19 protein-coding genes and 3 pseudogenes are annotated in these 24501 nt (G+C 70.0%); 14 read left to right on the top strand and 8 right to left on the bottom strand.

Going from position 1 to position 24501, the window contains the following annotated elements; translation table 11 throughout:
- Window positions 1-80: 80 nt before the first annotated feature.
- Both Pflav_RS23045 and Pflav_RS23040 read right to left on the bottom strand, forming a co-directional pair.
- Window positions 81-560, bottom strand: coding sequence for a hypothetical protein (locus tag Pflav_RS23045; protein WP_173038118.1), 480 nt, complete (start codon window positions 558-560; stop codon window positions 81-83).
- A gap of 243 nt (window positions 561-803) precedes the next feature.
- Window positions 804-1595: a hypothetical protein gene (locus tag Pflav_RS23040; protein WP_173038116.1), complete on the bottom strand. Its 792-nt coding sequence runs from the start codon at window positions 1593-1595 to the stop codon at window positions 804-806.
- A gap of 88 nt (window positions 1596-1683) precedes the next feature.
- Here Pflav_RS23040 and Pflav_RS23035 point away from each other — a divergent pair, with 88 nt between their 5' ends.
- On the top strand, window positions 1684-2490 hold the full coding sequence (locus tag Pflav_RS23035) for a DUF3097 domain-containing protein (RefSeq protein WP_173038114.1): 807 nt from the start codon (window positions 1684-1686) through the stop codon (window positions 2488-2490).
- Here the strand turns inward: Pflav_RS23035 and Pflav_RS23030 are convergent.
- Both Pflav_RS23030 and Pflav_RS23025 read right to left on the bottom strand, forming a co-directional pair.
- Window positions 2482-2988 carry a Rieske (2Fe-2S) protein gene (locus Pflav_RS23030; protein ID WP_232071794.1) on the bottom strand — a complete coding sequence of 169 codons (507 nt, stop codon included), beginning with the start codon at window positions 2986-2988 and terminating at the stop codon, window positions 2482-2484. The two genes, Pflav_RS23035 and Pflav_RS23030, sit on opposite strands and share 9 nt — an antisense overlap.
- A 40-nt stretch (window positions 2989-3028) precedes the next feature.
- The gene (locus Pflav_RS23025; protein WP_173038112.1) at window positions 3029-4330 is read right to left on the bottom strand and encodes a serine hydrolase domain-containing protein; all 1302 of its coding nucleotides are present in this window, start codon (window positions 4328-4330) and stop codon (window positions 3029-3031) included.
- A gap of 96 nt (window positions 4331-4426) precedes the next feature.
- On the opposite strand from Pflav_RS23025, the gene Pflav_RS23020 reads away from it, so the two are divergent.
- The 5 genes and pseudogenes from Pflav_RS23020 (at window position 4427) to Pflav_RS23000 (ending at window position 9451) form a co-directional block, all read left to right on the top strand.
- Window positions 4427-4864 (top strand): NfeD family protein, encoded by a 438-nt coding sequence (locus Pflav_RS23020; protein ID WP_173038110.1) that lies wholly within the window; start codon window positions 4427-4429, stop codon window positions 4862-4864.
- A gap of 35 nt (window positions 4865-4899) precedes the next feature.
- Window positions 4900-6006: an SPFH domain-containing protein gene (locus Pflav_RS23015; RefSeq protein WP_173038108.1), complete on the top strand. Its 1107-nt coding sequence runs from the start codon at window positions 4900-4902 to the stop codon at window positions 6004-6006.
- Window positions 6007-6200: 194 nt separating this feature from the next.
- Entirely contained in the window at window positions 6201-6929 is a 729-nt protein-coding gene (locus Pflav_RS23010; protein ID WP_173038106.1) for a hypothetical protein, read from the top strand.
- 104 nt (window positions 6930-7033) lie between these two features.
- Window positions 7034-7839: pseudogene (locus Pflav_RS23005) on the top strand (TrmH family RNA methyltransferase).
- Window positions 7840-7843: 4 nt separating this feature from the next.
- A pseudogene (locus Pflav_RS23000) lies at window positions 7844-9451 on the top strand (PucR family transcriptional regulator).
- A 652-nt stretch (window positions 9452-10103) separates the two neighbouring features.
- Here Pflav_RS23000 and Pflav_RS22995 read toward each other — a convergent pair.
- Both Pflav_RS22995 and Pflav_RS22990 read right to left on the bottom strand, forming a co-directional pair.
- A complete protein-coding gene (locus tag Pflav_RS22995; RefSeq protein ID WP_173032861.1) occupies window positions 10104-11327 on the bottom strand; it encodes an IS110 family RNA-guided transposase in 1224 nt (407 codons plus the stop codon).
- Between the two features lie 383 nt (window positions 11328-11710).
- On the bottom strand, window positions 11711-13009 hold the full coding sequence (locus tag Pflav_RS22990; protein ID WP_173038104.1) for a hypothetical protein: 1299 nt from the start codon (window positions 13007-13009) through the stop codon (window positions 11711-11713).
- Window positions 13010-13055: 46 nt separating this feature from the next.
- Between Pflav_RS22990 and murD the strand changes: the two genes are divergently transcribed.
- A complete protein-coding gene (murD, locus tag Pflav_RS22985) occupies window positions 13056-14390 on the top strand; it encodes a UDP-N-acetylmuramoyl-L-alanine--D-glutamate ligase (protein ID WP_173038103.1) in 1335 nt (444 codons plus the stop codon).
- Window positions 14391-14396: 6 nt separating this feature from the next.
- Here the strand turns inward: murD and Pflav_RS22980 are convergent, their stop codons facing one another.
- Complete coding sequence (locus Pflav_RS22980; RefSeq protein WP_232071792.1) at window positions 14397-15335, bottom strand: hypothetical protein; 939 nt, start codon at window positions 15333-15335, stop codon at window positions 14397-14399.
- Between the two features lie 73 nt (window positions 15336-15408).
- On the opposite strand from Pflav_RS22980, the gene Pflav_RS22975 reads away from it, so the two are divergent.
- The 4 genes from Pflav_RS22975 (at window position 15409) to Pflav_RS22960 (ending at window position 20033) form a co-directional block, all read left to right on the top strand.
- Window positions 15409-16698 carry an aspartate aminotransferase family protein gene (locus tag Pflav_RS22975; RefSeq protein ID WP_173038101.1) on the top strand — a complete coding sequence of 430 codons (1290 nt, stop codon included), beginning with the start codon at window positions 15409-15411 and terminating at the stop codon, window positions 16696-16698.
- A gap of 98 nt (window positions 16699-16796) precedes the next feature.
- A complete protein-coding gene (ngcE, locus tag Pflav_RS22970) occupies window positions 16797-18215 on the top strand; it encodes an N-acetylglucosamine/diacetylchitobiose ABC transporter substrate-binding protein (protein WP_173038099.1) in 1419 nt (472 codons plus the stop codon).
- A gap of 16 nt (window positions 18216-18231) precedes the next feature.
- Window positions 18232-19140 carry a carbohydrate ABC transporter permease gene (locus Pflav_RS22965; RefSeq protein ID WP_173038097.1) on the top strand — a complete coding sequence of 303 codons (909 nt, stop codon included), beginning with the start codon at window positions 18232-18234 and terminating at the stop codon, window positions 19138-19140.
- A complete protein-coding gene (locus Pflav_RS22960) occupies window positions 19137-20033 on the top strand; it encodes a carbohydrate ABC transporter permease (protein WP_173038095.1) in 897 nt (298 codons plus the stop codon). The genes Pflav_RS22965 and Pflav_RS22960 overlap by 4 nt, the downstream gene beginning before the upstream one ends.
- Before the next feature lie 9 nt (window positions 20034-20042).
- Here Pflav_RS22960 and Pflav_RS22955 read toward each other — a convergent pair.
- Window positions 20043-21055: pseudogene (locus tag Pflav_RS22955) on the bottom strand (N-acetylglucosamine kinase).
- Window positions 21056-21213: 158 nt separating this feature from the next.
- On the opposite strand from Pflav_RS22955, the gene Pflav_RS22950 reads away from it, so the two are divergent.
- Genes Pflav_RS22950 through Pflav_RS22940 form a run of 3 tightly spaced genes read left to right on the top strand, consistent with a single transcriptional unit; the run spans window position 21214 to window position 24490 of the window.
- Complete coding sequence (locus tag Pflav_RS22950) at window positions 21214-22107, top strand: MurR/RpiR family transcriptional regulator (RefSeq protein ID WP_173038093.1); 894 nt, start codon at window positions 21214-21216, stop codon at window positions 22105-22107.
- A 32-nt stretch (window positions 22108-22139) separates the two neighbouring features.
- Window positions 22140-23573: an N-acetylglucosamine/diacetylchitobiose ABC transporter substrate-binding protein gene (ngcE, locus tag Pflav_RS22945; RefSeq protein ID WP_173038091.1), complete on the top strand. Its 1434-nt coding sequence runs from the start codon at window positions 22140-22142 to the stop codon at window positions 23571-23573.
- 5 nt (window positions 23574-23578) lie between these two features.
- Complete coding sequence (locus Pflav_RS22940) at window positions 23579-24490, top strand: carbohydrate ABC transporter permease (protein WP_173038089.1); 912 nt, start codon at window positions 23579-23581, stop codon at window positions 24488-24490.
- The last annotated feature ends 11 nt before the right edge of the window (window positions 24491-24501 follow it).

Genomic DNA, 24501 nt, shown 5'->3' with positions numbered 1-24501 from the left:
TGGTGCAGTAGCACCTAGGAAGTGAACCCGGTAGCCCTCCGGACGGTGGGCGGGCCGGGTTTCGCGCTTTCAGAGACTCCTCATACTTTTCGTACGTCCGAGACGATCTCGCTGATGCGCGCCCGCCAATGGCCACCCTTGGCCCATGACCACGCGATCGCGTCGGGAATCGCGAGGAGGCTCTCCTCGTAGGCCCGCATATGTGCGTACCGCAGCGCGTTGCCGTCGCCGGTTGAACGTAGCTGGGCGAAGATGAGCGCCTTGTCGCTCTTGAGTGCGCCATCCTCGGTTTCCAGAATCAGGCGCTCCACGTCGAGCTTGGTGAGGTCCGTGACGAGCCGGGCGAGGCATGCGTCTCGAGCGGGTTTGTTGCTCGCGTACCGGTGTCCATCGTAGACGATCGCCTCGACGCCGAGCGCGGCGACGGCGTCGAGGATCTGTTTTCTGCGCCCGTTACTTTCCTTCTGGAAATGAAGCCGTCGCTGTCCAGGCATGATCAGGCCCTTGATCGATTGGCGCGCCGGCGCCAAATTCTTCGGCGCGAGAAGCGCGGCGACCATGATGTAGCCGCGCTCCTTAGCCTCGTCTGCGAACGCGTGTAAGCGCACTCGTCTGTCCGCCTCGTATGCCAAACCTCATGGAACTCATGATTGGTAGCACATGCGAGACGGCCGCGTTGGCCCGGAAATCCGTGAAGATGCCTAATCGATGCTTGTGTTTCGTCGATCAAGGAATTCTTTGCCGATCGTCGACAAAATGTACGGGCCGCTATTTGTCCTTGATCGCAGAAGGAACGCTTTCGCTCAGGGGGCGAGGGGGGCGTTGCAGGCGGCGACGAGTGCGCGGCGACAGGCTGTCGTGAGTGGACGGAGCGCCGCATCGCGCTCCTGCGCCTCGTATCCGTTGACCGCGCCGCCCGGTGCGGCGTGCTCGGCCAATGCCAGCACGCGATCCAGCACGCTGGCGCGGGCGAATAGGCGGCGGGCCCGCGGGTCGAAGCCCGGCGGAAGGTCAATGCCCGCGTCGGGGCGGCGCAGCGCGGCCAGCGCGCCGGCCAGCTCGGGTCGCCACTGGGCGACGTCGAGGCGGGTGAGGCGGGCGGTGGCCTCGGCGAGCGCGGTAGAGAGGTCGGACTCGGCCTCGGCGGTGCCCGGCTCGGCGCCCGCGGCGGACTGTGACGGCGCGGGCAGCGGGTAGACCCGCCACAGCACGGTCTCGAACGTCACGCCAGACCCGGACGTGTGGCTGCGCACCTCGGGAATAAAGCCGAGCTCGCCGGCGACCACCGCCTCGCCAGTGACGATCGCCGCGCCCGCGAACGGCCCGGGGCCGGGCAGCCCGCGTGGGTCGCCGGGGGCCGGCAGCACCAGCCGGATCTCGTCGGGGCGCAGCTTGGAGAGCGTGGGCAGCGCGTCGCGCAGCGGCACATCGGTCCAGGTGCCGGGCGCGTCCGCGACAAGGTGCTCCTCGTCGCCAGCGATCTCGTCGGCGACCTCGTCATACGGCACCAGCCCGGCGCGCCACGCGCGGACCCAGGCCACGAACCGGCTGGACCGGCGCGCCGCGAGGGTCGCCGCACCTGCTGCGGGGGACATGCGGCAAGAGTACGTGCTGGACCCTGCCCTGTCTCGGGTGCGGCGCGTCTGCGTGGGATGCCCCACGCGCGGGGCTAGCGTCACAAACATGTATGGCGAGGACGTACTCGCGGGAAACTGGCGCCGCCGCAAGGTGGTGCCCGAGGTCGACGCGGAGGTCGACCTGGTCGTGGAGGACGCCGACTCCGGCTTTTGCGGCGCTGTCGTGGGTTTCGAGTACGGCGCGGTGGTGCTGGAGGATCGGCACGGTAAGCGCCGCAACTTTCCGCTGGAGCCGGCCGCGTTCCTACTCGACGGGCAGACTGTGACGCTGCGCAAACCCGTCAAGAACGCCGCGCCGGCCGGGCGCCGCCGCACCGCGTCGGGTTCGATCGCGGTCGACGGGGTACGCGCGCGGGTCGCCAAGGCGAGCCGGATCTGGGTCGAGGGCGTGCACGACGCCGCGATGGTGGAACGGATCTGGGGTGACGACCTGCGCATCGAGGGTGTGGTCGTGGAGCCGCTGGACGGGATCGACGAGCTCGCCGGGGCGGTACGCGACTTCGGCCCATCCGCGACGCGGCGGCTCGGCGTGCTCGTGGACCACCTCGTGCCCGGCTCGAAGGAGAGCCGGATCGTGGCCGCCGTGACGTCCCCGTACGTGCTGGTGACCGGCCACCCGTACGTGGACATCTGGCAGGCGGTGAAACCGCGGCGGCTGGGCATCGAGGCGTGGCCGGTGGTACCGCCGGGCCGGCCGTGGAAGGAGGGCGTGTGCGCCGCCCTCGGCGTGGCCGACCCGGTGGACATGTGGCGGCACATCCTGTCCAAAGTGGACAGCTTCCACGATGTGGAAACTCCACTCATCAACGCGATGGAACGCCTGATCGACTTCGTGACCGTCGACTCAGCGTAGGACGATCGATTCGCCCTCCACGCTGATCGACCGGGCGGGGAGCGGGCTCGGGGCGGGGCCGTCGATCACCGAGCCGTCGGTGATGGAGAAGCGGCTCACGTGGCAGGCACAGATGATCTCGGCACCGTCCATCTGGGAGACAAGGCAGCCCTGGTGCGTGCACTGTGCGCTGAACGCCCTGAATTCGCCGGCCGTCGGCTGGGTGACCACCACCTGCTGGCCCGGGAAGATCGCGCCGCTGCCGACCGGGATGTCGGCGGTGCGGGCGACCGCGTTCGCGGGCAAGGCCCCGCCACTCGCGGAGCCGGACGGTGCCGCACCGGTCGGGGGCGCGGCGGTGGTCGTCGAGGTGGACGGGGCCGGCTCGTCGCCGCCACCGCAGGCGGCCAGCAGTCCGGCCGCGCCCACGCCCACCGCGCCGGCGGCGAGTACGTTGCGTCGGGCCATCGTCGTTGGTTGAGCGTTCACCTTTTCCATGGACGCCAGCATGTCGGGCATGCCTGGACGAGTCCTGTGGCGTGCCTGTGGATCCGCTGAATCAGCCAAGCTGACCCGCGTCCCGCGTGAAAACGAACGTGGCGATGTCCAGCGCGGCGACCGCGCCGGCGGCGTCCCGCCGTACCACGAGCGTCTCGCCGTCGTTGGCGCCCGAGCGGCACCGCCAGCGATCCGTGCCCTCGGCGGTGAACCGCCACGGGTCCCGCCCGGCGCGGGCCAGCACCAGCTCGCCGCCGACCCACGTGGCGTCGTGCGGCAGCCCCATCCACCACCACCGGCCGCACAGCTCGACCACCTCGGGCGGAGGCGGCACGCCCGGCCGCCACGGCGGGGGCGGTACTGGCTCGCGGTCGAGCACCTCGAGGAGCGCGGCGAAGCCGAGCTGGCCCAGCGGGAAGCCGTACGCGTTCGCGTACCCCACGATGCCGGTGCGGGACGGGCGGTGGACGGCGATGACGGAGACGTACCCCGGCATGGAGCCCCCATGGCCGACAAGGACGCGCTCGCCGCGGCGATAGAGCTCGAGTCCCAGGCCGTGGCCTCCGCTCCAGGTCTCGGGGTCGCTGATGGCGACCGGAACGCACATCTCGGCGAGGGTCTGCGGGGCGAGCACCTCCGGCACCGGCTCGGCCAGGAACGCGACCCACCGGGCCAGGTCGGCGACCGTCGACCACAGCTGCCCCGCGGGCGCCATCGCGCCGGTGTCGGTGCGCGGCTCCTCGTGCACCGTGCCGTGCAGTGGGTGCACGACGTACCCCGGTGCGAACGGCTCCTGCGGGTGGTACGTGGTGCGCAGCATCGACAGCGGCGCCAGGATCTGGTCGGTCAGCAGGTCGATCCACGGCTTGCCGGTGATCCGCTCCAGGACGGCGCCGAGCAGGCCGTACGCGAGGTTGGAGTAGTGGTACGTCCGGTGTGGAGGGTGGGCCAGCTTCTCCGGCGTGAGGCCGGCCAGCAGAGTATCCACGCCGGTGCCCTCGGTCCGCTCCCACCACCCGGCGCTGTCCGGCTCGCGCTGGAGGCCGGAGGCGTGCCCGAGCAGCTGCCGCAGTGTCACGCTGCCCACCGGCGTGCCGGGCAGGTGGCGGTCGAGCGGGTCGTCGAGGGCGAGCCGCCCCTCGTCGCGCAGCCGCATCACCAGGGTCGCGGTCATGGTCTTGGAGATCGACCCGATCCGGTACTGGGTGCCCGGGTCCGGCGCCGGGTGGTCGCCGGCGCCCGTCATGTACTCCAGCCCGCCGTCCCGTACCACGCCGAGCACCACCGAGGGCGCCCGTCCGGTGGCCTGCGTCTGGGCGGCGAGCACATCGAGCTGGCGGGTCGTTTCCGGTAGCAGCGACACGTTTCGTACCTCCCGATGGTGGTTCAACGGCACGGGAGCCCCGACGTTACCGTTCGGCGACTCGCCGGACGTGCGGTGACGTGCCACGATCAAAGGGTGGATGCAGTTCTCTGGATCGTTCTGGGCGTGTTGCTCGGAGTCGCCGAGATGTTTACGTTCACGTTCGTTTTGACCATGCTCTCGGCGGGCGCGTTCGCCGCCGCGATAGCCGCCGCCCTCGGCGCGGGAGTGCCGGTGCAGGCCGCGGTCTTCGTGATCGTCTCCACCCTCTCGCTCGTCGCCGTGCGGCCGGTGATCCGCAGACACCGGCTGGCCCGGCTGGAGGCGGACGAGACGCCGATGGGCGTGGAGGCCATCTCCGGGTCCACGGGCCTGGTCCTGGAGAAGGTCGACATGGACCACGGGCTGGTCAAGATCGACGGAGAGCTGTGGACCGCTCGGTCGTACGACGCGACGCAGGTGCTGGAGCCCGGCGAGCGAGTGCGGGTCATAGAGGTCAAAGGCGCTACCGCCATGGTCTGGCGGGATTTCTGATCCGGTAGGTAGAGATGGTCCGGGAGTTGGGATAAATGGAAGTAGTTATAGGCATCATCGTCGCATTTGTTGTGCTATTTGTGGTGATCACACTGATCCGCGCGGTGCGGATCGTGCCTCAGCAGCGCAACTTCGTGGTCGAGCGACTTGGGCGCTACCAGCGCACGCTCCGTCCGGGGCTGAATGTGCTGGTGCCGTTCATCGACTCGGTCCGCACCAAGGTCGACCTTCGCGAGCAGGTGGTGAGCTTCCCGCCCCAGCCGGTGATCACCTCCGACAACCTCGTGGTCTCGATCGACACGGTGCTGTACTTCAAGGTCGTCGACCCGGTGCGCGCCACGTACGAGATCGCTAACTTCCTCCAGGCGATCGAGCAGCTCACGGTCACCACGCTGCGTAACGTGATCGGCTCGCTCGACCTGGAGAAGGCGCTCACCAGCCGCGAGGAGATCAACCGGCACCTGTCCGGCGTACTCGACGAGACCACCGGCCGCTGGGGCATCAAGGTGACCCGCGTCGAGATCAAGGCGATCGAGCCGCCGCCGAGCATCCGCGACTCGATGGAGAAGCAGATGCGTGCCGAGCGGGACCGCCGCGCCGCGATCCTCAACGCCGAGGGTCACAAGCAGGCGCAGATCCTCACCGCCGAGGGCGAGAAGCAGGCCGCGGTGCTGCGTGCCGACGGTGACCGGCAGGCCCGCATCCTCCAGGCCGAGGGCCAGGCGAAGGCGATCCGCACGGTCTTCGACGCGATCCACACCTCCAACCCGAGCCAAAAGGTGCTGGCGTACCAGTACCTTCAGGCGCTGCCGCAGATCGCCAACGGGACGGCCAACAAGGTGTGGATCGTGCCGGCCGAGCTGACCAAGGCGCTGGAGGGCCTCGGCGGCGCGCTGGGCGGCCTGGCCGGGACGGCCGGCGACGCGCCCACCGCGCAGGTCGACGCGGGCGCCGTCGAGCGCGAGGCCGCGGAGGCCGCCCAGGCCGCGGCGGCCGCGGCGCACGAGGTGCAGCAGTCGGTACAGGAGGCGGAGCAGCAGGTGTCCGGCGACGGCGGCCCGCGCGGCCTGCCGGCGCCCGCGCCGGTGGCGCCATCCGACCTGCTCGACTCGACACCTTCAGCGGAACGGGAACGCGCCTGACCCGGCGTGGCGACTTGCCTTTGGGTCGTCTGATTCGTCGGAAACATCCGCTTGGCGCCCCGGCGACTGCCATGCTCTAAGCCAGCATGGTGGTTGCCGGGGCGCCGGCGCTCCGGCCGCGGGGGTAGGCAATGACGAACGCCGCGAGACACAGACGCCCGGCGGGCTCTAGCGTCCGGTCGACACCGGTGAGGGTGGTCGCCCGAACCGAGGCGGGGGTCGCCGTCGTCGCGGAACGTTCGTCGATCGCATCGGTCACCAACGCCACGTGGGCCTGGTCGATGCGGCGTTTCGCCCGCGGACTGATGTGGACCCTCCCCGGCTACGCCGTGGTGTACGGCGCGGTCACGCTCGGCCGGTGGGATGGCGGCGCGCCGTTGCCCTACCTGGAAAACGGCCGCATCCTCCACCTCGTCGGCTGGGTGGTCGCCGTGTGGCTGGGCCTCCTGGCGCTTGTCGCGATGGCCAGCCTCCTGGCCGCGGCGCGCAGCCGCCGCGCGGCCACGATGGGGCTGATGGTCGGCCTGACCGGCGCGGTGCTGTGGCTCCCGTTCGCCGCGCTACCCCGCGACACCCCCGTGTACGGCCTCGACGCGCACACCCTCTCGCTGGCCGGCGCCGCCGTCTACTCCGCCGGCTGGCTGCTGGCCGGGTGGTCGGTGATGTACAGCGGCTTGTTCAACAAGTCGGACGGCCTGCTGTTGATGGTCGCCGGCCCGATGGTGGGTGTCGCCGGCCTGCTGGTCGGTCCACTTCAGACGGTGGGCGCCATCTTCATCCTCGCCGCCGGCATCGGCATGTCCTGGACGGCGGGCCGCATCGTGCCCAGCGTCCACGCCACCCCCAAGGTCCGCGCCGCGGCCGCGGCCGCCGGCGCCCAGGCGGTGGCCGCCCAAGTCGCCACCACCGGCAGCGTCAACTAGAAGATCATTCCAAGGCCAAAGACTTGAGCTACCGCGATGTCCGCGGTGGTCCAGACCGCTGCTCCCGCGGCCTCACCCTCCGCGCCTCACAACCAAGCGGAAGAATGCGGTGCGTGGAGCTGATCACCGACCCCGACGACGAGCGGATCGCGGACTACCGGGCGTTGACCGACGTGGAGTTGCGGACGCGCTGGGAGCCGCCGCACGGGCTGTTCATCGCCGAAGGGGAGTTGGTGCTGCGGCGGGCCGTGCGGGCTGGCTACCGGGCGCGGTCGTACCTGCTGGACGAGAAGCGCCTCGACCAGTTCGCCGACCTGGCCGAAGGTGGCGCGCCGGTCTACGCGGCCAGCCAGTCGGTCCTGGAGAAGGCGACCGGCTTCCACGTGCACCGCGGGGTGCTCGCATCGTTCCACAGGAAGGAGCTGCCGGGCGCGGACGAGGTGCTGAGGAGCGCGCGCCGGGTGGCGATCCTCGAGGACGTCAACAACCACACCAACCTCGGGGCGGTCTTCCGCGGTGCGGCGGCGCTCGGGATCGACGGGGTGCTCCTCTCGCCCTCGTGCGCGGACCCGCTCTACCGGCGGAGCGTACGGGTGAGCATGGGCGAGGTGTTCGCGGTGCCGTACGCGACGCTGGCCCCTGGCCGGCGGCCCTGGAGGAGGTCAAGGGCGCCGGGTTCACGGTGCTCGCGATGACCCTGGCCGCCGACGCGGTCCCGATCCAGAAGCTGACCTCGGCCGAGCGGGCCCGGCCCGCGCTGCTGCTCGGTGCGGAGGGTCCGGGGCTCTCGCGCAGGGCCGTCGACGGCAGCGACAAGCGGGTGGTCATCCCGATGCGGCGCGGGGTCGACTCGCTCAACGTGGCCGCGGCGGCCGCAGTCGCGTTCTGGGAGCTGGGTCGGGAAGACTGACCTTGTGTTTCCTACCGTCCGTGAGGTCATCGGCCTCGACCCCGTACGCCACGGCGAGCCGCGCGTGGTGGCGGGCGAGGCTGGGCTGGACCGGCCGGTGCGGTGGGTACACGCGGCCGAGGTGCCCGACATCGCCAGCCTCCTGAACGGCGGCGAGCTCGTGCTCACCACCGGCATCGGGCTGCCGGCCGACGATGCCGGGGTCCGGGCGTTCATCGCGGACCTCGCCGACGTGGGCGTCGCGGGGCTCGTCGTGGAGCTGGGCCGCCGGTACACGAGCAGCGTGCCGAGGGTGATGGTCGCGGCCGCCCAGCGGCGCGGGATGCCGCTGGTGGAGCTGCGCCGGGCGACGCCGTTCGTGCGGATCACCGAGGCGGTGCACGCGCTGATCGTGGACGCCCAGCTGACCGAGCTGCGCGCGACCGAGGAGATCCACCAGCGGTTCACCGAGCTGTCGGTCGAGGGTGCCGAGCCGGCCGACGTGGTGCACCAGGCCGCCGCGCTCGCCGGGTGCCCGGTCGTGCTGGAAAACCTCGCCCGCCAGGTCCTCGCGTACGACACCGCGGGCGACAGCGCCGCGCTGCTGCTGGACGGGTGGGAGCAGCACTCGCGGCGGATCCAGCCGGCGGGGCGCACCGCGTACGACGCCGACGCGGGCTGGCTCGTCACCACCGTCGGTGCGCGCGGCCAGGACTGGGGACGGCTGCTGGCCCGGTGGGCGGGGGAGGGGGCGCCGCCGACCCGCCTCTCCATCCTGCTCGAACGCGCGGCCTCCACGCTCGCCCTCGGCCGCCTCATGCGGCGCGACGCCGAAGGGCTGGAGCACCAGATCCACCGCACGCTGCTCACCGCGCTGCTCGACCACACCCGCCCGGTCGACGAGGTGGCGCTGCGGGCGCGGGCCTTGGGGGTACCGCTGGATCGCCGCCACCTCCTCGGCGTCGTCGTGCGGCACCGGGGGAGGAGCCCGCGCTCGACGCCGCGCGCCTGCGCGACCTGGCCGAAGCGGTCAGCCACGCGCTGCGCGAGGCCGCGGTCGCCGGCCTGGCGGGTCCGCTCGACGACCACGCTGTGGGCGCGCTTGTCGCACTGCCCCGGCCGCGGACGACGAGAGGTCACTGTCCGCGTTCGCCGCCGCCTTGCATCGGGTACGGGGTGAGGCCGCCCCGCCGTCGTCGTGGCGGCCGGCTCACGGGTGGACTCGCTGCGCGACGCGCGCCGCTCCCTGCTGGAAGCGCGGCAGGTGGCCGACGCGGCGCGGCACGGGCGGCGGGACCGGACGGTGTTCCGGCTGCCGCACGTGGGGCTCGCCGGCCTGCTGCACCTGCTGCGCGACGAGCCCCGGCTACAGACCTTTGTGGAGCGTGAGCTGGGCGGGCTACTGGCGTACGACGCGCGGCACCCCAAGGAGCGCCTGCTCGGCACGCTCCGGGCGTACCTGGACAGCGGCCGCAACAAGTCGGCGGCGGCCGCCGCGGCGCACCTGTCGAGGCCGGCGCTCTACGAGCGGCTGTCCCGCATAGAGCGGATCCTCGACGCCGACCTGGACGCGGTCGACACCTGCATGTCCCTGCACGTGGCGCTGCTCGCCCTGGACGCGATCCGCGACTAGCGAGAGAGATTGGAGTAAGGGCAGCCTCGGCAACGAGTCCTGGATAAAGATCCAAACCAAGGAAACCGAGCTACCGCGATGCCCGTTGTGGTCCGGACCGTCGCTCCCGCGGCCTCACCCTTCGCGGTCGGCAAGCTCACCCCCTCAGGCCGCGATCGGCCACCCCGCTCGACGGGCGACTCGTCGGACTGGGTGAAGACCTGTTGCTGCCGGGGCAGCTGAGTACCACGATCGCTGGCGCGATCTCTCGCGCCGATCAAGGCGATGGTCGATCCTGCCGGAGGGGGTGCGGCCTTGATCGATGGGTGCTCTGGTCGTCCGTGGCGAAGAATTTCCCCTGGGCGGGCAATTTCTCGCCACGGACGCAACGCGACACGGCGCTGCTGCGCCGATCAAGGGAAGTCGGGGCCGTAGGCCGTGTTTCCGCGTGGGGTTCGATCACGTCAAGGCGGGTCTGGGGCCGCAGGCCCCAGACCCGACCTCGAAAGCTCTCTATCTAGGTTTCAGATCTAGCGATCGGCGTCGCTGGGGCGGCGAGGCGAACCTGGGCGCAGCCGTGCGCCCAGCTCGACAGCTGGTGAAAGCGGAACCCCCGGGGGGTTGGGCTTGGACCGCGGACCCGGCAGCGCAGACATCCCATGTGGATTTGTTGTCAAGCGGCAGTGTCAAGATCTTTTCTGTGGTGTGCCCAGGCGATGTCTTCGCTGTATGGCTTGCCTGTTTTGAGGCATCCGTGGAGGATGCCGACGAGACGGTTGCCGAGCTGGCGGAGCGCGGCGCGGTGGCCGACGCCTTTGGCCCGGAGTTGGTCGTAGTAGGTGCGGGCGCCTGGTGAGTTGTTCAGTGCGGTGAAGGCCTGCTGGCCGAGGGCGTCGACCAGCCTGTCGTTGTGGACGTAGCGGGCCAGCACAACCTTCTTCTTGCCGGACTGGCGGGTGATCGGACTGGTCCCGGCGTAGTTCTTGCGTGCTCTTGCGTCGGCGTAACGCTGTTTGTCGTCGCCGAACTCGGCGAGCACCCGGGCGCCGAGCACGACGCCAAGGCCGGGCTGGCTAAGGTAGACCTCAGCGTCCGGGTGCTCGGAAAAATGGGCCTCGATCTCCTTACCCATGGTCTTGATCTCGGCGTTGAGGGTGCCCAGGATCGCCACGTGCGCGCGCACGGTCGCGGCGAAGGCGGTAGCCACTACTGGGGGCTGGCCCAGATGCTCGGCCCGCAACGCGGCCGCGATGGCCTCGGCCTTGGCTGCCCTGCCGTGGCGGCGTGCGCGCTTGAGCGCTTCGTTGATCCGTTCGGTGCTCAGCGCGGCGGCTGCGGTCGGTTCCGGCGCGGCGCCCAGCAGCTCAAGGGCCTCCGGGGCGGTGAGATCGTCGAAGGCGACCAGCGCGGCCGGGAAGAACTCACGCAGCGCGTGACGCAGCCGCAGCATCTGCCGGGTACGGTCCCAAATCAGCGTCTTATGCACACGGGACAGGACCTTGACCGCCTCGGCCTGGGCGCTGTCCCCGGCGACCGGGCGCAGCTGGTGGCGGTCGGTGCGCACCATGTCGGCCAAGGCATGTGCGTCACCGGTGTCGCTCTTGGCACCCGACACACCACGACGCTCACGGTACCGGGCCACCTGCAGCGGATTGATCGCATAAACCTGGTAGCCGGCCGCGATCAGCGCCTGCACCCACGGGCCGCGGTCGGTCTCGATACCGACCACCACCGTCGCCTCGTCGTCCTCACCCAGGTGCTCGCCGATCATCGCGTGCAGCCGCCCGATACCCGCCACACCCTCAGGCAGCTTCGCCCGGCCCAACACCCGGCCCGTCTCGTCTTGCAACTCGACGTCGTGGTGATCCTCCGCCCAGTCATCTCCGACGAACAGCAAACTCGACTCCAATCCATAGCGGACAGATCTGCTCCGGCGAGCCTGCGGAGAACTACCAGCGACCTAATAAACGAGTGCTCACGCCACAGTCAGCGAGGCACGACATCCCATCAGCGGTCCTGTCTCCCGACCACCAACGGGGGCACGATCTGCGCTGAGGACTCAACGTCCTGGTCAGGGAAGTGCTCACCCGCCGGCGGCTACCGGAGCCGAGTATGACTGCCGCCCTACCCGGTTGCTCTTATTAGGTCGGGGATCTCGGCGAGCGCCAGCGAGCCGCCGACCTGCGCGGTGCCCGCGGGAGCATACGGTCAGCGACTAACGCGGACCGGGGCAAATATCCATCCCAGAAAATTGAATGTGACCCCGACCCGGAAAGATGCCTAGACCAGGTCGGCGAAGGCGGGCGGGACGTAGTTGGTGCCGCCGGGCACGAAGACGTCGGAGGTCTTGGCCGCTGCCCAGGCGGTATCGGGGACCGCGGCGGCCAGCTCCGAGACCACCCGGGCGTCCGCCCACTCGGCCCTGTCGCGCAGCAGGCTCAGTGCGACCACGGACTCCTCGACCTCACCCACGCACTCGAACGGCTTGTGCCCGTCCAGCCCCAGCAGCTCCTTGTACCCCGGGATCTGGGTCTCGTCGGCGAGCAGGTCGGCGCCGAAGATGGCGACAAGCCGGGCGCGCGGCATGAACGGGGCCATCGCCAGGAAGACGAAGCGGCACTTCGGGCAGTGGCCGCACCAGCGGGCGCTCGCGTCGCGCAGCTTGAACGCGGCGTTGCAGCTGGTCACCACCTCGTCGTAGTGGGTGTGCTCGGCGAACAGCCGGGCGATGTGCAGCTCGGACAGCGGCCGCAGCAGCGAGAAGTACGCGTCCGCGAGCCCGGCCTGCGCGGCCAACGCCTCGCGCAGCAGCCCCTCCGCCTCGACGCCCTTGGACCACTGGTGGTTGATCTCCTGGCCGTGCCAGACAAGGTTGGGGTCGGAGGCGGAGCGCTCGTTCGACATCACCACCGGGCCGAGCCCGTGCAGTACGGCGGTGGCGACGGCGATCAGCGAGTTGATCGCGGTGACCGGGATGTGGCCGTTGAGCGCGCCGGCCGCGTTCAGGTCGAAGAGCTTCGGGTCGATCTTGCGGTGGGCGGCCAGCGGGGTCAGCCCCGACGCGGCGAACACCGACTGGATCACCCAGTTGGGGTTGACCGCGAAGGGCACCGGGTCGAGCCCGCCGCGGCGCAGCGCCTCCAGCGTGACGATCGAGTCCTTGCCGCCGCCGACCGGGCTGAGCGGGCGACGGCCGGCCACGGAGACCGGGGTCGCGGGCGGGGCGGCGGGTGCGGAGACCGACAGCGAGAGCACGTGCGGGAGGTCGTTGCGGTACGCGTACTCCGCCATGCCCTTGGTGTAGACGGCGTCGAGCAGGGCCGCGGCGGCCGGGCTCAGCGGCGTGCTGGTCGTGATCTCCGGCGGCGCGCCGACCTTGAAGTAGCTCACGCCGGCCACGAGGTGCAGCAGCTCCAGCACGCGCCCGAAGGCGGCCGGCGGCTCCCCGTCGATGGCCGGAAATGTCACCGTCTCGGTGAAGTCGAGGCCGTCCAGCGTGTAAGGCAGCTGCGCCACGCCGGTCGCCGGGTCGAACGTGAGCGCGGGAAAGGACAGTCGCCGAAAACTTGTGTCGAGCACACGCAATACTAGGCCCACACGGACCACCGGTTGAGGAGGAGAGCACGTGCGCCTGGCTGACCTGCGCGGCCGTTCCGTCGCGGTCTGGGGCTCGGGACGCGAGGGGGTGGCCGCCGCCGCCGCGATCGCGGACCACGCTCCGGCCCGCCTCGTCGCCGTCGACGACACGGTCAACTTCCTCTCGCTCGACTGGTCGGAGAGCAGGGCGAAGGACGTACCGCTGGTCACCGGCGACGACTGTCACGACGCGCTGATGGCGGCCGAGGTGATCGTGCGCTCGCCGGGCGTGCCGCAGACCCACCCTTGGATCGTCGAGGCGCGCGCGCGGGAGATCACGGTCACCGGCGGTAGCGCGCTGTGGATGGCCGACCACGCCGCCGCGACCGTGGGCGTGACCGGCAGCAAGGGCAAGAGCACCACGGCGAGCCTGATCAGCCACCTGCTCAGCGCCACCGGGCGCCCCAACGTCCTCGGCGGCAACATCGGCGTGCCGCTGCTCGACCTGCCGGACACCGACCAGTACGTGCTGGAGCTCTCCAGCTACCAGTGCAGCGACCTCACCGACTCGCCGCGCGTGGCGGTGGTGACCGCGCTCTTCCCGGAGCACCTCGACGCGCACGGTGGGCAGGAGGAGTACTACCGGGACAAGCTCAACATCCTCGCGCACAACCCGGAGACCGTGGTGGTCAACGGGCTGGACGAGCGGCTCGCCGCCGAGATCGGCAACCTGCCGGCGGTGCGGGCCGGGCTGCCGGACTCGTACCACGTGCGGGACGAGATCGTGTACCGGGCGGAGACGCGGCTCTTCGACCGGGACGTGCTGCCGCTGGTCGGGCGGCACAACGAGCGCAACCTGTGCGTGGCGCTCGCGGTGCTGGAGGCGCTGGGCATCGACACCGTGGCGTCTGCGGACACGCTCGCCGCGACGGCCAAGACCTTCTCCGCGCTGCCGCACCGGCTCACCGAGATCGAGGACCCGTCCGGGCTGACGTTCGTCGACGACACGCTCGCGACAAGCCCGTACGCCTCGATGCACGCGATCGACGCGTACGAGGGACGGCCGCTCACGGTCATCGTCGGCGGTACCGACCGGGGGCTCGACTACAGCCCGCTGCGCGAGCACCTGAAGGGCCGCGAGCTGACCGTGATCGGCATCCCGGACAGCGGCCAGCGGATCGTGGACGCGCTGGAGGGGCTGCCCGGCGTGCGTACCGAGGTGGCCGACGACCTGATCGACGCGGTGCGACTGGCCCGTACGGTCACGCCGACCGATGGGGCGGTACTACTGTCGCCGGCGGCACCGAGCTACGGGCGCTTCCGCAACTTCGAGCACCGCTCCGAGGTCTTCGTCCAGGCGATCCGGGACACCGCCAAGGCCTGACTGCCTCTAGCCGCCGAGCGCGCCGACGAGGAGCCGCATCGAGCGGATCGCGGACCGGATCTCTTGCAGGTACCGGCCGGGTGTGAGCGTCGGCTCGGGGAGCGCGAGGTCGTCGGCGAGCCGGGGGTCGACGCCGATCGTGTCGATCGCACAGCCGTACGGCAGGCCGAGCGTGCGCACCGCGTCGCAGTGCTGGAAGGGCACGTAGATCGGCGCGGTCACCACCAGCAGCCGGTCGCCCTGCGCGAGCGCCGCCCGCCTGGCCCAGAAGCGCTGGGTGTCGGCGGTGTGCGCGCGGCGTACCCCCGGCTTGGACGACGGCGCGGCCAGCACCGCCACCCGCGGCGCCCCGGTGGGCGCGTAGGTCCGCACGGACCAGGAGCCGTCCGGCGCGTCGTCGGTCTCGACCGGGTCCGCCACCCCGAACGCCCGCCGCACGGCCAGGTCGAGCACGTCTACCTCGCTGTGGCAGCCGTTCACCAGTGGGAGGGCCCGCTCGGCCGGGGAGAGCGGGCGGTAGCTGCCCAGCACGCCAACCCCGTCGGCGAACGTGCCGCGGTGCAGCAGGTGCGCGGCGTACGCGGTGCGCCGCAGGCAGGCGTGCGCCAGCCCGCCGAGCACCAACACGTGCTTGTAGTCGCGGCGCGGCGGCGGCTTGGCGCTGACCATGCCGAGGGCCTCGGCCGACGTCAGGACCAGCGCGGCCACGTCGGGTTCGAAGTCGGGCTCGACCGCGTCCGGGCGCTCGCCACCGTTTCGAAAGTCCCAGTTCGTCGCGGAGAACGCGTCGAGCCACCCCAGCAGGGAAGGGCTGTCACCGCCGGGCCACTGGCCGCCGAACGCGGCGACGAGGTCGCGAAGCGGCGCGGAAGTGATCCAGCGAGCCACGCCGTCGAGCACGGCGGCTGGCTCGCCGGACGGGAGCGGGACCGGCTGCACGTGCACGGACGGATCTTAACGGGGTTGGCCATTACATTCTGTTGGTTGCCTCGCGGGCCGCGCCGTTGGAAAGTGCGGTATGACCGATGACCTGCTTGCCCGCCACCAGGCGGTGCTCCCTAAATGGATGCCGCTCTACTACGCGGAGCCGATCGAGATCGTGTCCGGCTCCGGGTCCCGGGTTACCGACGCGAACGGCCGTACCTATCTCGACTTCTTCGGCGGCGTGCTCACCACCATGATCGGGTACGACGTGCCGGAGGTGCGCGAGGCGGTCGAGCGGCAGCTGCGCACGGGCGTGGCGCACACCTCGACGCTGTACCTGATCCGCCAGCAGGTCGAGCTCGCCGAGAAGATCGCCCGCCTCTCCGGTATCGAGGACGCGCGGGTCTTCTTCACGAACTCGGGTACCGAGGCGAACGAGGCCGCCCTGCTCGTCGCCACCAACCTGCGCCGCTCCAACCAGATCCTGGCGGTGCGCAACAGCTACCACGGCCGGTCGTACGCGGCGATGGGCATCACCGGGCACCGCAGCTGGTCGGCGAGCAGCCTCAACCCACTCCAGGTGGCCTGGCTGCACTCCGGTGACCGGCTGCGCGGCCTGCTCGCCAAGCTCGACGAGGCCGACCACATCGAGGCGGCGGTCGAGGACCTGCGCGAGGTGCTCGCCACCCAGACCGCAGGCGACGTGGCCTGCCTGATCGCCGAGCCGATCCAGGGCGTGGGCGGGTTCGTGCACGCACCGGACGGGCTCTTCGCGGCGCTGAAGAAGGTGCTCGACGAGTACGGCATCCTGCTCATCTCGGACGAGGTGCAGACCGGCTGGGGGCGCACGGGCGAGCACTTCTGGGGGTACCAGGCGCACGGCGTCACCCCGGACCTGCTCACGTTCGCCAAGGGCATCGGGAACGGGTTCGCGCTGGCCGGCGTGGTCGGCCGGGCCGAGGTGATGAACGCGGTGCAGGCGATCTCGTTCTCCACGTTCGGCGGCAACCCGATCTCCACGGCGGCCGGCAACGCGGTGCTCGACTACGTGCTCGACCACAACCTTCAGGAGAACGCCCAACGGGTCGGCGCCATCCTGTTGGAAGGGCTGCGCGCGGCGGCCGCCGACCACCCGATCGTGGCCGATGTGCGGGGCAAGGGCTTGATGCTGGCGATCGAGTTCGTACGACCGGGCACGCTGGAGCCGGACGCGGCGGTGGCCGGGCGGGTCTTCGAGCTGGCCAGGGAGGGCGGGCTGCTCGTGGGCAAGGGCGGCCTGTACGGCAACGTGCTGCGCATGGGTCCGCCGCTCACGCTGAGCGCGGACGAGGCGCGCGAAGGGCTGGCCATCCTGGTGGACGCGATCGGGCGTGCAGGGGCGTAAACCGGTAACGGTTGGCGGCCAGGGCTTGCTGTCACCCGGGTCTTGTCGTAAGAATCCTTCAGAGCGCTAACAGCGACTGAAGGGAAGTGACGCGGCCCATGAACAGTACAAGGCGTGACATCCTCCGTCGCGGGGTCGTCGCCGGCGTCATGGCGACCCCTGCGGCCGGCCTGCTGTCGAGCTGTGCGATGGGCGGTGGCGACGACTCAGGCGACGACACCGCGAGCCGGGGCGAGAAGACCGCCGAAAACCCCTTCGGCGTCAAGGCGGACGCGCCGCTGGACGTGGTCATCTTCAACGGTGGGTACGGCGAGGAGTACGCCAAGGCCCACGAGGCCATGTACAGCGAGAAGTACCCGAACGCGAAGATCACGCACTCGGCCACCCAGGAGATCAGCAAGACCCTCCAGCCGCGCTTCGTCGACGGCAGCCCGCCGGACGTGGTCAACAACTCCGGCGCGGGCCAGATCGACCCGGGCGGCCTCGTGTCGCAGGGCGCGCTCGCCGACCTGGGTGAGCTGCTCGACGCGCCGAGCCTCGACATCCCCGGCAAGAAGGTGCGCGACACGCTGCTGCCCGGCGTTGTCGACGTGGGCAGCTACGACGGCAAGTTCCTCGTGCTCAACATCAGCTACACCGCCTACGGCATCTGGTACTCGACGAAACTTTTCGCCGACCGAGGCTGGGCGTACCCCAAGACCTGGGACGACCACATCGCGCTCTGCCGCACCATCAAGGCCGCCGGGATCGCGCCGTGGACCTACGCGGGCAAGCATCCCCGCTACATGAGCTGGCCGGTCATCTCCACGGCCATCAAGCTCGGCGGGCTGGACGTCGCGAAGAACATCGACAACCTGGAGCCGAACGCCTGGAAGTCGGACGCGATGAAGACCTCCGCCGACGCGTGGCACCAGATCGTCAAGGACCAGTTCATCCTGCCCGGTACGCCCGGCCTCGACCACGTGCAGTCGCAGACCGAGTGGTGCCGTGGCAAGGCGGCGCTGATCTCCTGCGGCTCCTGGATCGAAAACGAGCAGAAGGCGGTCACCCCGGCCGGTTTCGACATGGCGATCGCGCCCACGCCCAGCCTCGGCGCGAGCGACAAGCTGCCGTTCGAGGCGATCCGGGGCACGGCGGGTGAGCCGTTCATCGTGCCGGCCAAGGCGAAGAACGTGGCCGGTGGCCTGGAGTACTTCCGCACCGTGCTGTCGATGCGCGGCGCCAAGGACTTCACCCAGAAGGTCTCCGCGCTCAGCGCGGTGTCCGGCGCGGCCGACGGCGTGGCGCTGCCGCCCGGCCTCACCAGCGTGGTCAAGGCGCTTGACGCCTCCGGGACGAGCGGCTTCAACTGGGTCTACAACAACTACTACCGCAAGCTCGAGCGCGAGCTTGTCGACGCGGCGTGCGGGGAGTTCTTCAGCGGCCGCATCGGCCCGACCGAGTTCCTCGACCTGTGCCAGAAGGGTGCCGACATGATCGCCCAGGACAGCTCGCTCAAGAAGTACAAGCGGGCCTGAGAGGGCAGGGCGGCGCATGCGGCACGGGAAGTATCCGCTGATCATCACGTTCCTGGTGCCGCCCCTGCTCCTGTACGGCGTCTTCGTGGTCTCGCCGTACCTCCAGGCCTTCCAGATCTCCACCACTGACTGGCTCGGCTACTCCGCGGACGCCAACTTTGTGGGGCTGGACAACTTCGTGCGGTTGTGGCGCGACGACTACGTCTGGAACGCCGTCAAGAACAACGCCATCCTGCTCGCCCTGCTGCCGGTGCTGACGATCGCGCTCGGCCTGTTCTTCGCGACCATGCTGAACATGGGCGGGCGCGGGGGACGGGCCGGCGTCACCGGCGTGCGGGGGACCGCGGCCTACCGCCTTGTGTACTTCTTTCCCCAGGTCCTCTCCGTCGTGATCATCGCGGTCGTGTGGCAGCAGGTGTACCACCCGAACGCGGGGCTCATCAACGCCGCGCTGAAGCCGCTCGGCATCGACGGGCCGAGCTGGCTGGGCGACCCGCGTACCGCCTTCTGGTGCGTGCTGGCCGTGATGGTCTGGGCCAACGTCGGTTTCTACGTGGTGCTCTTCGGCGCGGCGATGCAGGCGATACCGCGCGACATCTACGAGGCGGTACTGCTCGACGGCGCCTCACGCCTTGTCACGCTCCGCCGCATCACGATCCCGTTGCTGTGGGACACCGTGCAGGTCGCCTGGATCTATCTGGCCATCGCCGCCCTCGACGGCTTCATCCTGGTGCAGCTGATGACAAACGGCGGCCCTAACTTCTCCTCCGACGTGATCGGGCTGCGCATGTACAACACCGCGTTCGCCAGTGAGACCAAATTCGGGTACGCCTCGGCGATCGGCGTGGTGATGTTCTTCCTCACCCTGTCGGTGGCCGTACTGGCGCTGCGCGCGTCCCGCCGCGAGCGGATCGAGTTCTCATGACTCTGCTCGCCACGGAGACCAAGGAGGCGAAGTCCGCGCCGCGCGCCGACCGCCCGCTGCGCCGCGAGTGGGGCGTGGCCAACGTCTTCTCCCACGGCTTCCTTTTGCTGTGGGCGCTGCTCACCACGCTGCCGCTGCTGTGGGTGGTACTCAGCTCGTTCAAAAGCGACGACGAGATCCTCACCGACCCGTTCGGCCTGCCCGGGGCGCTGCGCTTCGAAAACTGGGAACGCGCGTGGACCGAGGCGCACATCGGCCGGTACTTCCTCAACAGCCTCGTCGTCGTCTCCGGCTCGCTCACCCTCACGATGCTCTTCGGCGCCACCGCCGCATACGTTTTCGCCCGCTACGACTTCCGCTTCAAACAGGTCTTCTACTACCTGTTCGTGGGCGGCATGATGTTTCCCGTCTTCCTCGCGCTGGTGCCGCTCTTCTTCGTGGTGCGAAACGCGGGCCTCTTCAACACCTGGCGCGGCCTCATCCTTGTGTACGCGGCCTACTCGCTGCCGTTCACCGTCTTCTTCCTGACCGCGTTCTTCCGCACGCTCCCGCAGACGGTCGCCGAGGCCGCGCTGATCGACGGCTGCGGCCATTTCCGGCTCTTCTTCCGGGTGATGCTGCCGATGGCGAGGCCCGGCCTGATCAGCGTGGGCATCTTCAACTTCCTCGCCCAGTGGAACCAGTTCATCCTGCCCCAGGTGCTGATGCCCAACGACGAATCCCGGTACGTGCTGGCCCAGGGACTGTCCGCGCTCGCCGTGAGCCAGGGCTACCAGGGCGATTTCAGCGGCCTATTCGCCGGCCTGACGATCGCGATGCTCCCGGTGCTCGCCGTCTACATGCTCTTCCAGCGCCAGATCCAGTCCGGCCTGACCGCCGGCCAACTGAAATAACCGCGACCGCTACGGGAACAGCCGTGCGTGTAGGGCGGCGGCCTCCACCGGAGTGAGCAGCGGCCGGGCCGCGAGCCACGCGGCGGCCGCCGCGCCGTCCGAAGCGCGGGGCGGGGGGCGTCCGGCCAGCGCGTGCCCAGCTCGCGCTCCACGGCGGGCGCGAGCGGCGTCTCACCGACCAGAAGGCCGCCCGCCAGCACGATCGGGCTGGTGTCCCCGGGCTCTCGGATACGCCCGACGCTCTCGGTCAGTAGCCGTGCTGCCTCGGCCAGCAGCGCCGACGCGGTGGGGTCGCCCTCGGCCTGGGCGGCGATCACCAGCGGCGCCAGCCTGGCCAGCTCGACCGGTGGGCGCCGGGTCACGCGCTGCACGAGCACGTCGACCTGGTCGCGCGCGGAGAGCGCGCCAAGATCCGTACGCCCCGAGCCCGATGGCGCGTCCGCCGAAGAATCCATCAGCGTGGCCACCACGGAACGGGACAAGCGGCCGAGCGGGCGGCCGGCGTCCATCGCGGCGAGCGTGGCGCGTACGGCCTCGCGGCCCAGCCAGAAGCCGGAGCCCGCGTCGCCCAGCAGCCAGCCGTGCCCGTCGGAGACCCGGTCCAGCGCGAAGCCGCGCACGGTGACCGCGACAGCGCCGGTACCGGCGATCAGGACCGAGCCGTCCGGGCTGGCGGTGCCGGACGCGTACGCCACGAGCGCGTCGCCGATCAGGTCGTAGGGGCACCGCAGCCCCGCCTCGGCCCAGGTGCGGTCGAACGCGGCGCGGCTCTCCGGGTCGGCCAGCAGGCGGGCCACGCCGGCGATGCCGATCGTTCCGGCACGTACCCGCGCGGGGTCTGTCGCCGCCAGTGCCTCGGAGAGTGCCTTTCCGAGCTCGGCCGCGGCGGCCTCGGCGCCGTGGGAAGTGGGGTTGCCGCCGCCGGCGGTGCCGGTGCCGACCCGGTCGCCCGCGAGGGAGGCGACCAGCACGCGGGTCGATGTGCCGCCGATATCCAGCCCGATCACGAGTGCGTCCGACACCCGCTCATCGTGGTGCCCTATGGGCCTCTATAGCGCTCCCAGACGGTAACAGTTTGAAAACTTCGCCCAACACCTTGACAAGGTACCCCTCTTAGTAAGAACTTTTACCACTATCAGTTAACACTCCTTTCCAAAGGCGCCCCGGAGGTGGCTGGCGAATGGACTCCCAGGTGGCAGTGGACGGCGTGCTGCTGGCCGTTCGTGCCAAGCTGCCGGAGTTCACCGGCGCGCTGCGTCGAGTCGCTGATCAAGTGCTGACCGACCCGGCCGGGGCGGCGCGGGCCACGATCGTCGAGCTGGCCGAGCGGAGTGGCACCTCGCCGGCGACGGTCACCCGGTTCTGCCGGGCGCTCGGCTTCGAGGGCTACGCCGAGCTACGCCTCGGCATCGCCGCGGAGACCGGGCGGGCCCGAGCCGCCGGCTGGACCGTGGACATCGGCCGCGAGATCGAGCCGGGCGACCCGCTCGAAAAGGTGCTCGAGCAGATCATGGCCGCCGACACGCGCGCGATGCACGACACCGCCGCGCTGCTCGACCTCGCCGAGGTGGCGCGCGCCGCGGATGCGATCGCCGGCGCCGCCCGGGTCAACATCTTCGGTGCCAGCGGCAGCGCCCTGGTCGGCGAGGAGATGCAGTTCAGCCTGCACCGCATCGGCGTGGCCGCGTGGGCCTGGACCGATGTACACAATGGACTCGCCAGCGCCGCCCTGCTGCGCGCCGGCGACGTGGCGCTCGGCATCTCCCACAGTGGACAGACGCGGGAGACCATCGAGATGCTCGCCGAGGCGGGCAGCCATGGGGCCACGACCGTCGCGCTGACCAGCTTCCCCCGCTCGCCGCTGGCCGAGATCGCCGACGTCGTGCTGCTCACCGCCACCCAGGCCACGACATTCCGGCCGGACGCGCTCTCCGCCCGCCACCCGCAGCTCGTCGTGCTCGACCTGCTCTACATCGCCGTCGCGCAGCGGACCCATGACCGTGCACACGCCGCCTTCCAGCGCACCGCCCAAGCCGTGGACGGCCACAAGGCGGGCAAGGAGGCGGCGAGATGAGCCCCACAAACACCCAACCGAGGAGACGCATCATGTCCGTACCCCCTGACAGTACGTCTGATCTCACCCGCCGCACGCTGCTGCGGCGGGCGGCGGCCGCCGGTCTGCTCGCGACACCGGCCGCCGGTCTGCTCAGTGCCTGTGTCGGCGGCGGCGAAGACGAGCCGACCGACCAGGCGGAGGGCGAGAAGAGCGCCACCAACCCGCTCGGCGTGGACGGCAAGGCCCCGCTCGAGATCTACATCTTCAACGGCGGCCTCGGCACCAAGTACGCCACCGACGTGCACGTCCCGTCGTACAAGAAGGCTTTCCCCGACGCCGAGGTGAAGTTCAACCAGGCGGAGGAGATGGCGACCGTCCTCCAGCCGCGGTTCACGAGCAACGAGCCGCCGGACATGGTCAACAACGCCGGCTCGAAGCTGATGGACCAGGGTGCCCTTGTGCAGGCGGGCCAGGTGCAGGACCTGACCGAGCTGTTCAACGCGCCGTCGCTGGACATCCCGGGGAAGACCGTCAAGGACACGCTCGTGCCGGGCACGATCGAGCAGGGCTCCTTCAACGGCAAGCCGTACACGCTCAACTACGCCTTCACCACCTTCGGGCTCTGGTACTCGGACAAGCTCTTCCAGACCAACGGCTGGACCCCGCCGAAGACCTGGAGCGACTTCACCGCGCTGCTCGACAAGGCCAAGGCGGCCGGCAAGACGGGGTATGCCTACGCCGGCGCGAACGCCGCGTACTACCAGTACCTGGTGATCCTCACGACCGCCGCCAAGATCGGTGGCGCGGACGTCCTCAAGAACATCGACAACCTCGAGGACGGTGCCTGGACGGCCGAGCCGGTCAAGCAGGCCGCCCAGCTGTGGGGCGAGATCGGCGCCAAGTACATGGACAAGGCGCACCTCGGCCTCCAGCACACCGAGGTCCAGCTCCAGCAGAACCAGGACAAGGTCGTCTTCTACCCCTCCGGCTCCTGGCTGGAGAACGAGCAGACCAAGGACACCCCGGCCGGCTTCAACTACGCGGTGGTCCCGGTCCCCAGCGCGACCGCCTCGGACAAGCTCCCGCAGACCGCGATCTACGCGGCCGCCGGTGAGATGTACTTCGTCGCGGCCAAGGGCAAGAACCCGCGCGGCGGCATGGAGTACCTGCGCCACATGCTCTCCAAGGAGGGCGCGAAGGGCTTCACCCAGCTGACCAAGGTGCTCACGGTCGTGCAGGGCGCCACCGAGGGCCTCACCATCTCGCCCGGCCTCACCAGCAGCGAGACCATGCTCAAGGCGGCCGGCAGCGACTACTTCGCCTACCGCTGGGACACCTGGTACAAGAAGATGGACGACGAGTGCCGCGCGGCCACCAACGAGCTGATGTTCAACGGTGGTGACGCCAACAAGTTCGTGACCCGCATGCAGAAGGTCGCGGACGAGGTGAAGAAGGACCCGTCCATCGAGAAGTTCAAGCGGTAGTCGTGATGCGGCACGGCAGGTACCCGTTCATCGTCGGCTTTTTGATCGTGCCGGTCACGATCTACGTGACCTTCGTGATCGCGCCGTATCTCCAGGCCTTCTACCTGGCGATGACCAACTGGCGCGGTGTCTCGGCTAACCCGAAGTTCATCGGGCTGGACAACTTCCAACGGTTGCTTCAGGACGACATCTTCTGGAAGGCGATACGGCACCACGGTGTGCTGCTGCTTGTCCTGCCGCTCGTGGCCATCGCGATAGCCCTCGTGTTCGCGTTCCTCCTGAACGTGGGCGGGGGCTCTCGCGGCGGCACGCTGCGCGGGGTCTGGGGGTCGAACTTCTACCGGATCGTCTTCTTCTTCCCCCAGGTCCTCGCCGTCGTGATCATCGGTGTGATCTTCCGGCGGGTGTACGCGCCGGACGAGAGCGGCCTGCTCAACGGGCTCCTCGGCGTCTTCGGGATCGACCCCATACCGATCATGGCGGACCGGAACATCGCGCTCTTCGCGATCATCGCGGTACTCGTGTGGCAGGCGGTCGGCTTCTACGTGGTGCTCTTCTCCGCCGGCATGGCCTCGGTGCCGAAGGACATCTACGAGGCCGCGGTGCTCGACGGCGCCGGCCGGGCCAGCATGTTCTTCAGGGTCACGCTGCCGCTGCTGCGGGACACGCTCCAGGTCGCCTGGGTCTACCTGGGCATCGCGGCGTTCGACGCGTTCGCCATCGTGCAGGTGCTTTCGATCGAGCAGGGCGGTCCGGACGGCGCCACCACGGTGCTCGGCATGGAGATCTACCGCAACGCGTTCAGCTACTCCCAGATGGGCTATGCCTCGGCCATGGGTGTGGCGCTCTTCTTCGTGACCATCACGTTCGCGGCGCTGACCCTGCGGGTCAGCCGGCGCGAGACGATCGAGCTCTAGGGGTACCGGCA

Source organism: Phytohabitans flavus (assembly GCF_011764545.1).
Classification (GTDB): Bacteria; Actinomycetota; Actinomycetes; order Mycobacteriales; family Micromonosporaceae; genus Phytohabitans; species Phytohabitans flavus.
This window is presented reverse-complemented; position numbering and strand designations above follow the sequence as displayed.

What these genes read in the sequence shown, in the direction of transcription:
- Pflav_RS23040 (WP_173038116.1), bottom strand. Translation starts at nt 1,595, where the DNA reads ATGTCCCCCGCAGCAGGTGCGGCGACCCTCGCGGCGCGCCGGTCCAGC.
- Pflav_RS23035 (WP_173038114.1), top strand. Translation starts at nt 1,684, where the DNA reads ATGTATGGCGAGGACGTACTCGCGGGAAACTGGCGCCGCCGCAAGGTG.
- Pflav_RS22965 (WP_173038097.1), top strand. Translation starts at nt 18,232, where the DNA reads ATGCGGCACGGGAAGTATCCGCTGATCATCACGTTCCTGGTGCCGCCC.
- Pflav_RS22950 (WP_173038093.1), top strand. Translation starts at nt 21,214, where the DNA reads ATGGACTCCCAGGTGGCAGTGGACGGCGTGCTGCTGGCCGTTCGTGCC.
- ngcE (WP_173038099.1), top strand. Translation starts at nt 16,797, where the DNA reads ATGAACAGTACAAGGCGTGACATCCTCCGTCGCGGGGTCGTCGCCGGC.
- Pflav_RS23015 (WP_173038108.1), top strand. Translation starts at nt 4,900, where the DNA reads ATGGAAGTAGTTATAGGCATCATCGTCGCATTTGTTGTGCTATTTGTG.
- Pflav_RS22975 (WP_173038101.1), top strand. Translation starts at nt 15,409, where the DNA reads ATGACCGATGACCTGCTTGCCCGCCACCAGGCGGTGCTCCCTAAATGG.
- ngcE (WP_173038091.1), top strand. Translation starts at nt 22,140, where the DNA reads ATGTCCGTACCCCCTGACAGTACGTCTGATCTCACCCGCCGCACGCTG.
- Pflav_RS23030 (WP_232071794.1), bottom strand. Translation starts at nt 2,988, where the DNA reads ATGCCCGACATGCTGGCGTCCATGGAAAAGGTGAACGCTCAACCAACG.
- Pflav_RS22940 (WP_173038089.1), top strand. Translation starts at nt 23,579, where the DNA reads ATGCGGCACGGCAGGTACCCGTTCATCGTCGGCTTTTTGATCGTGCCG.
- Pflav_RS23045 (WP_173038118.1), bottom strand. Translation starts at nt 560, where the DNA reads ATGGTCGCCGCGCTTCTCGCGCCGAAGAATTTGGCGCCGGCGCGCCAA.
- Pflav_RS22960 (WP_173038095.1), top strand. Translation starts at nt 19,137, where the DNA reads ATGACTCTGCTCGCCACGGAGACCAAGGAGGCGAAGTCCGCGCCGCGC.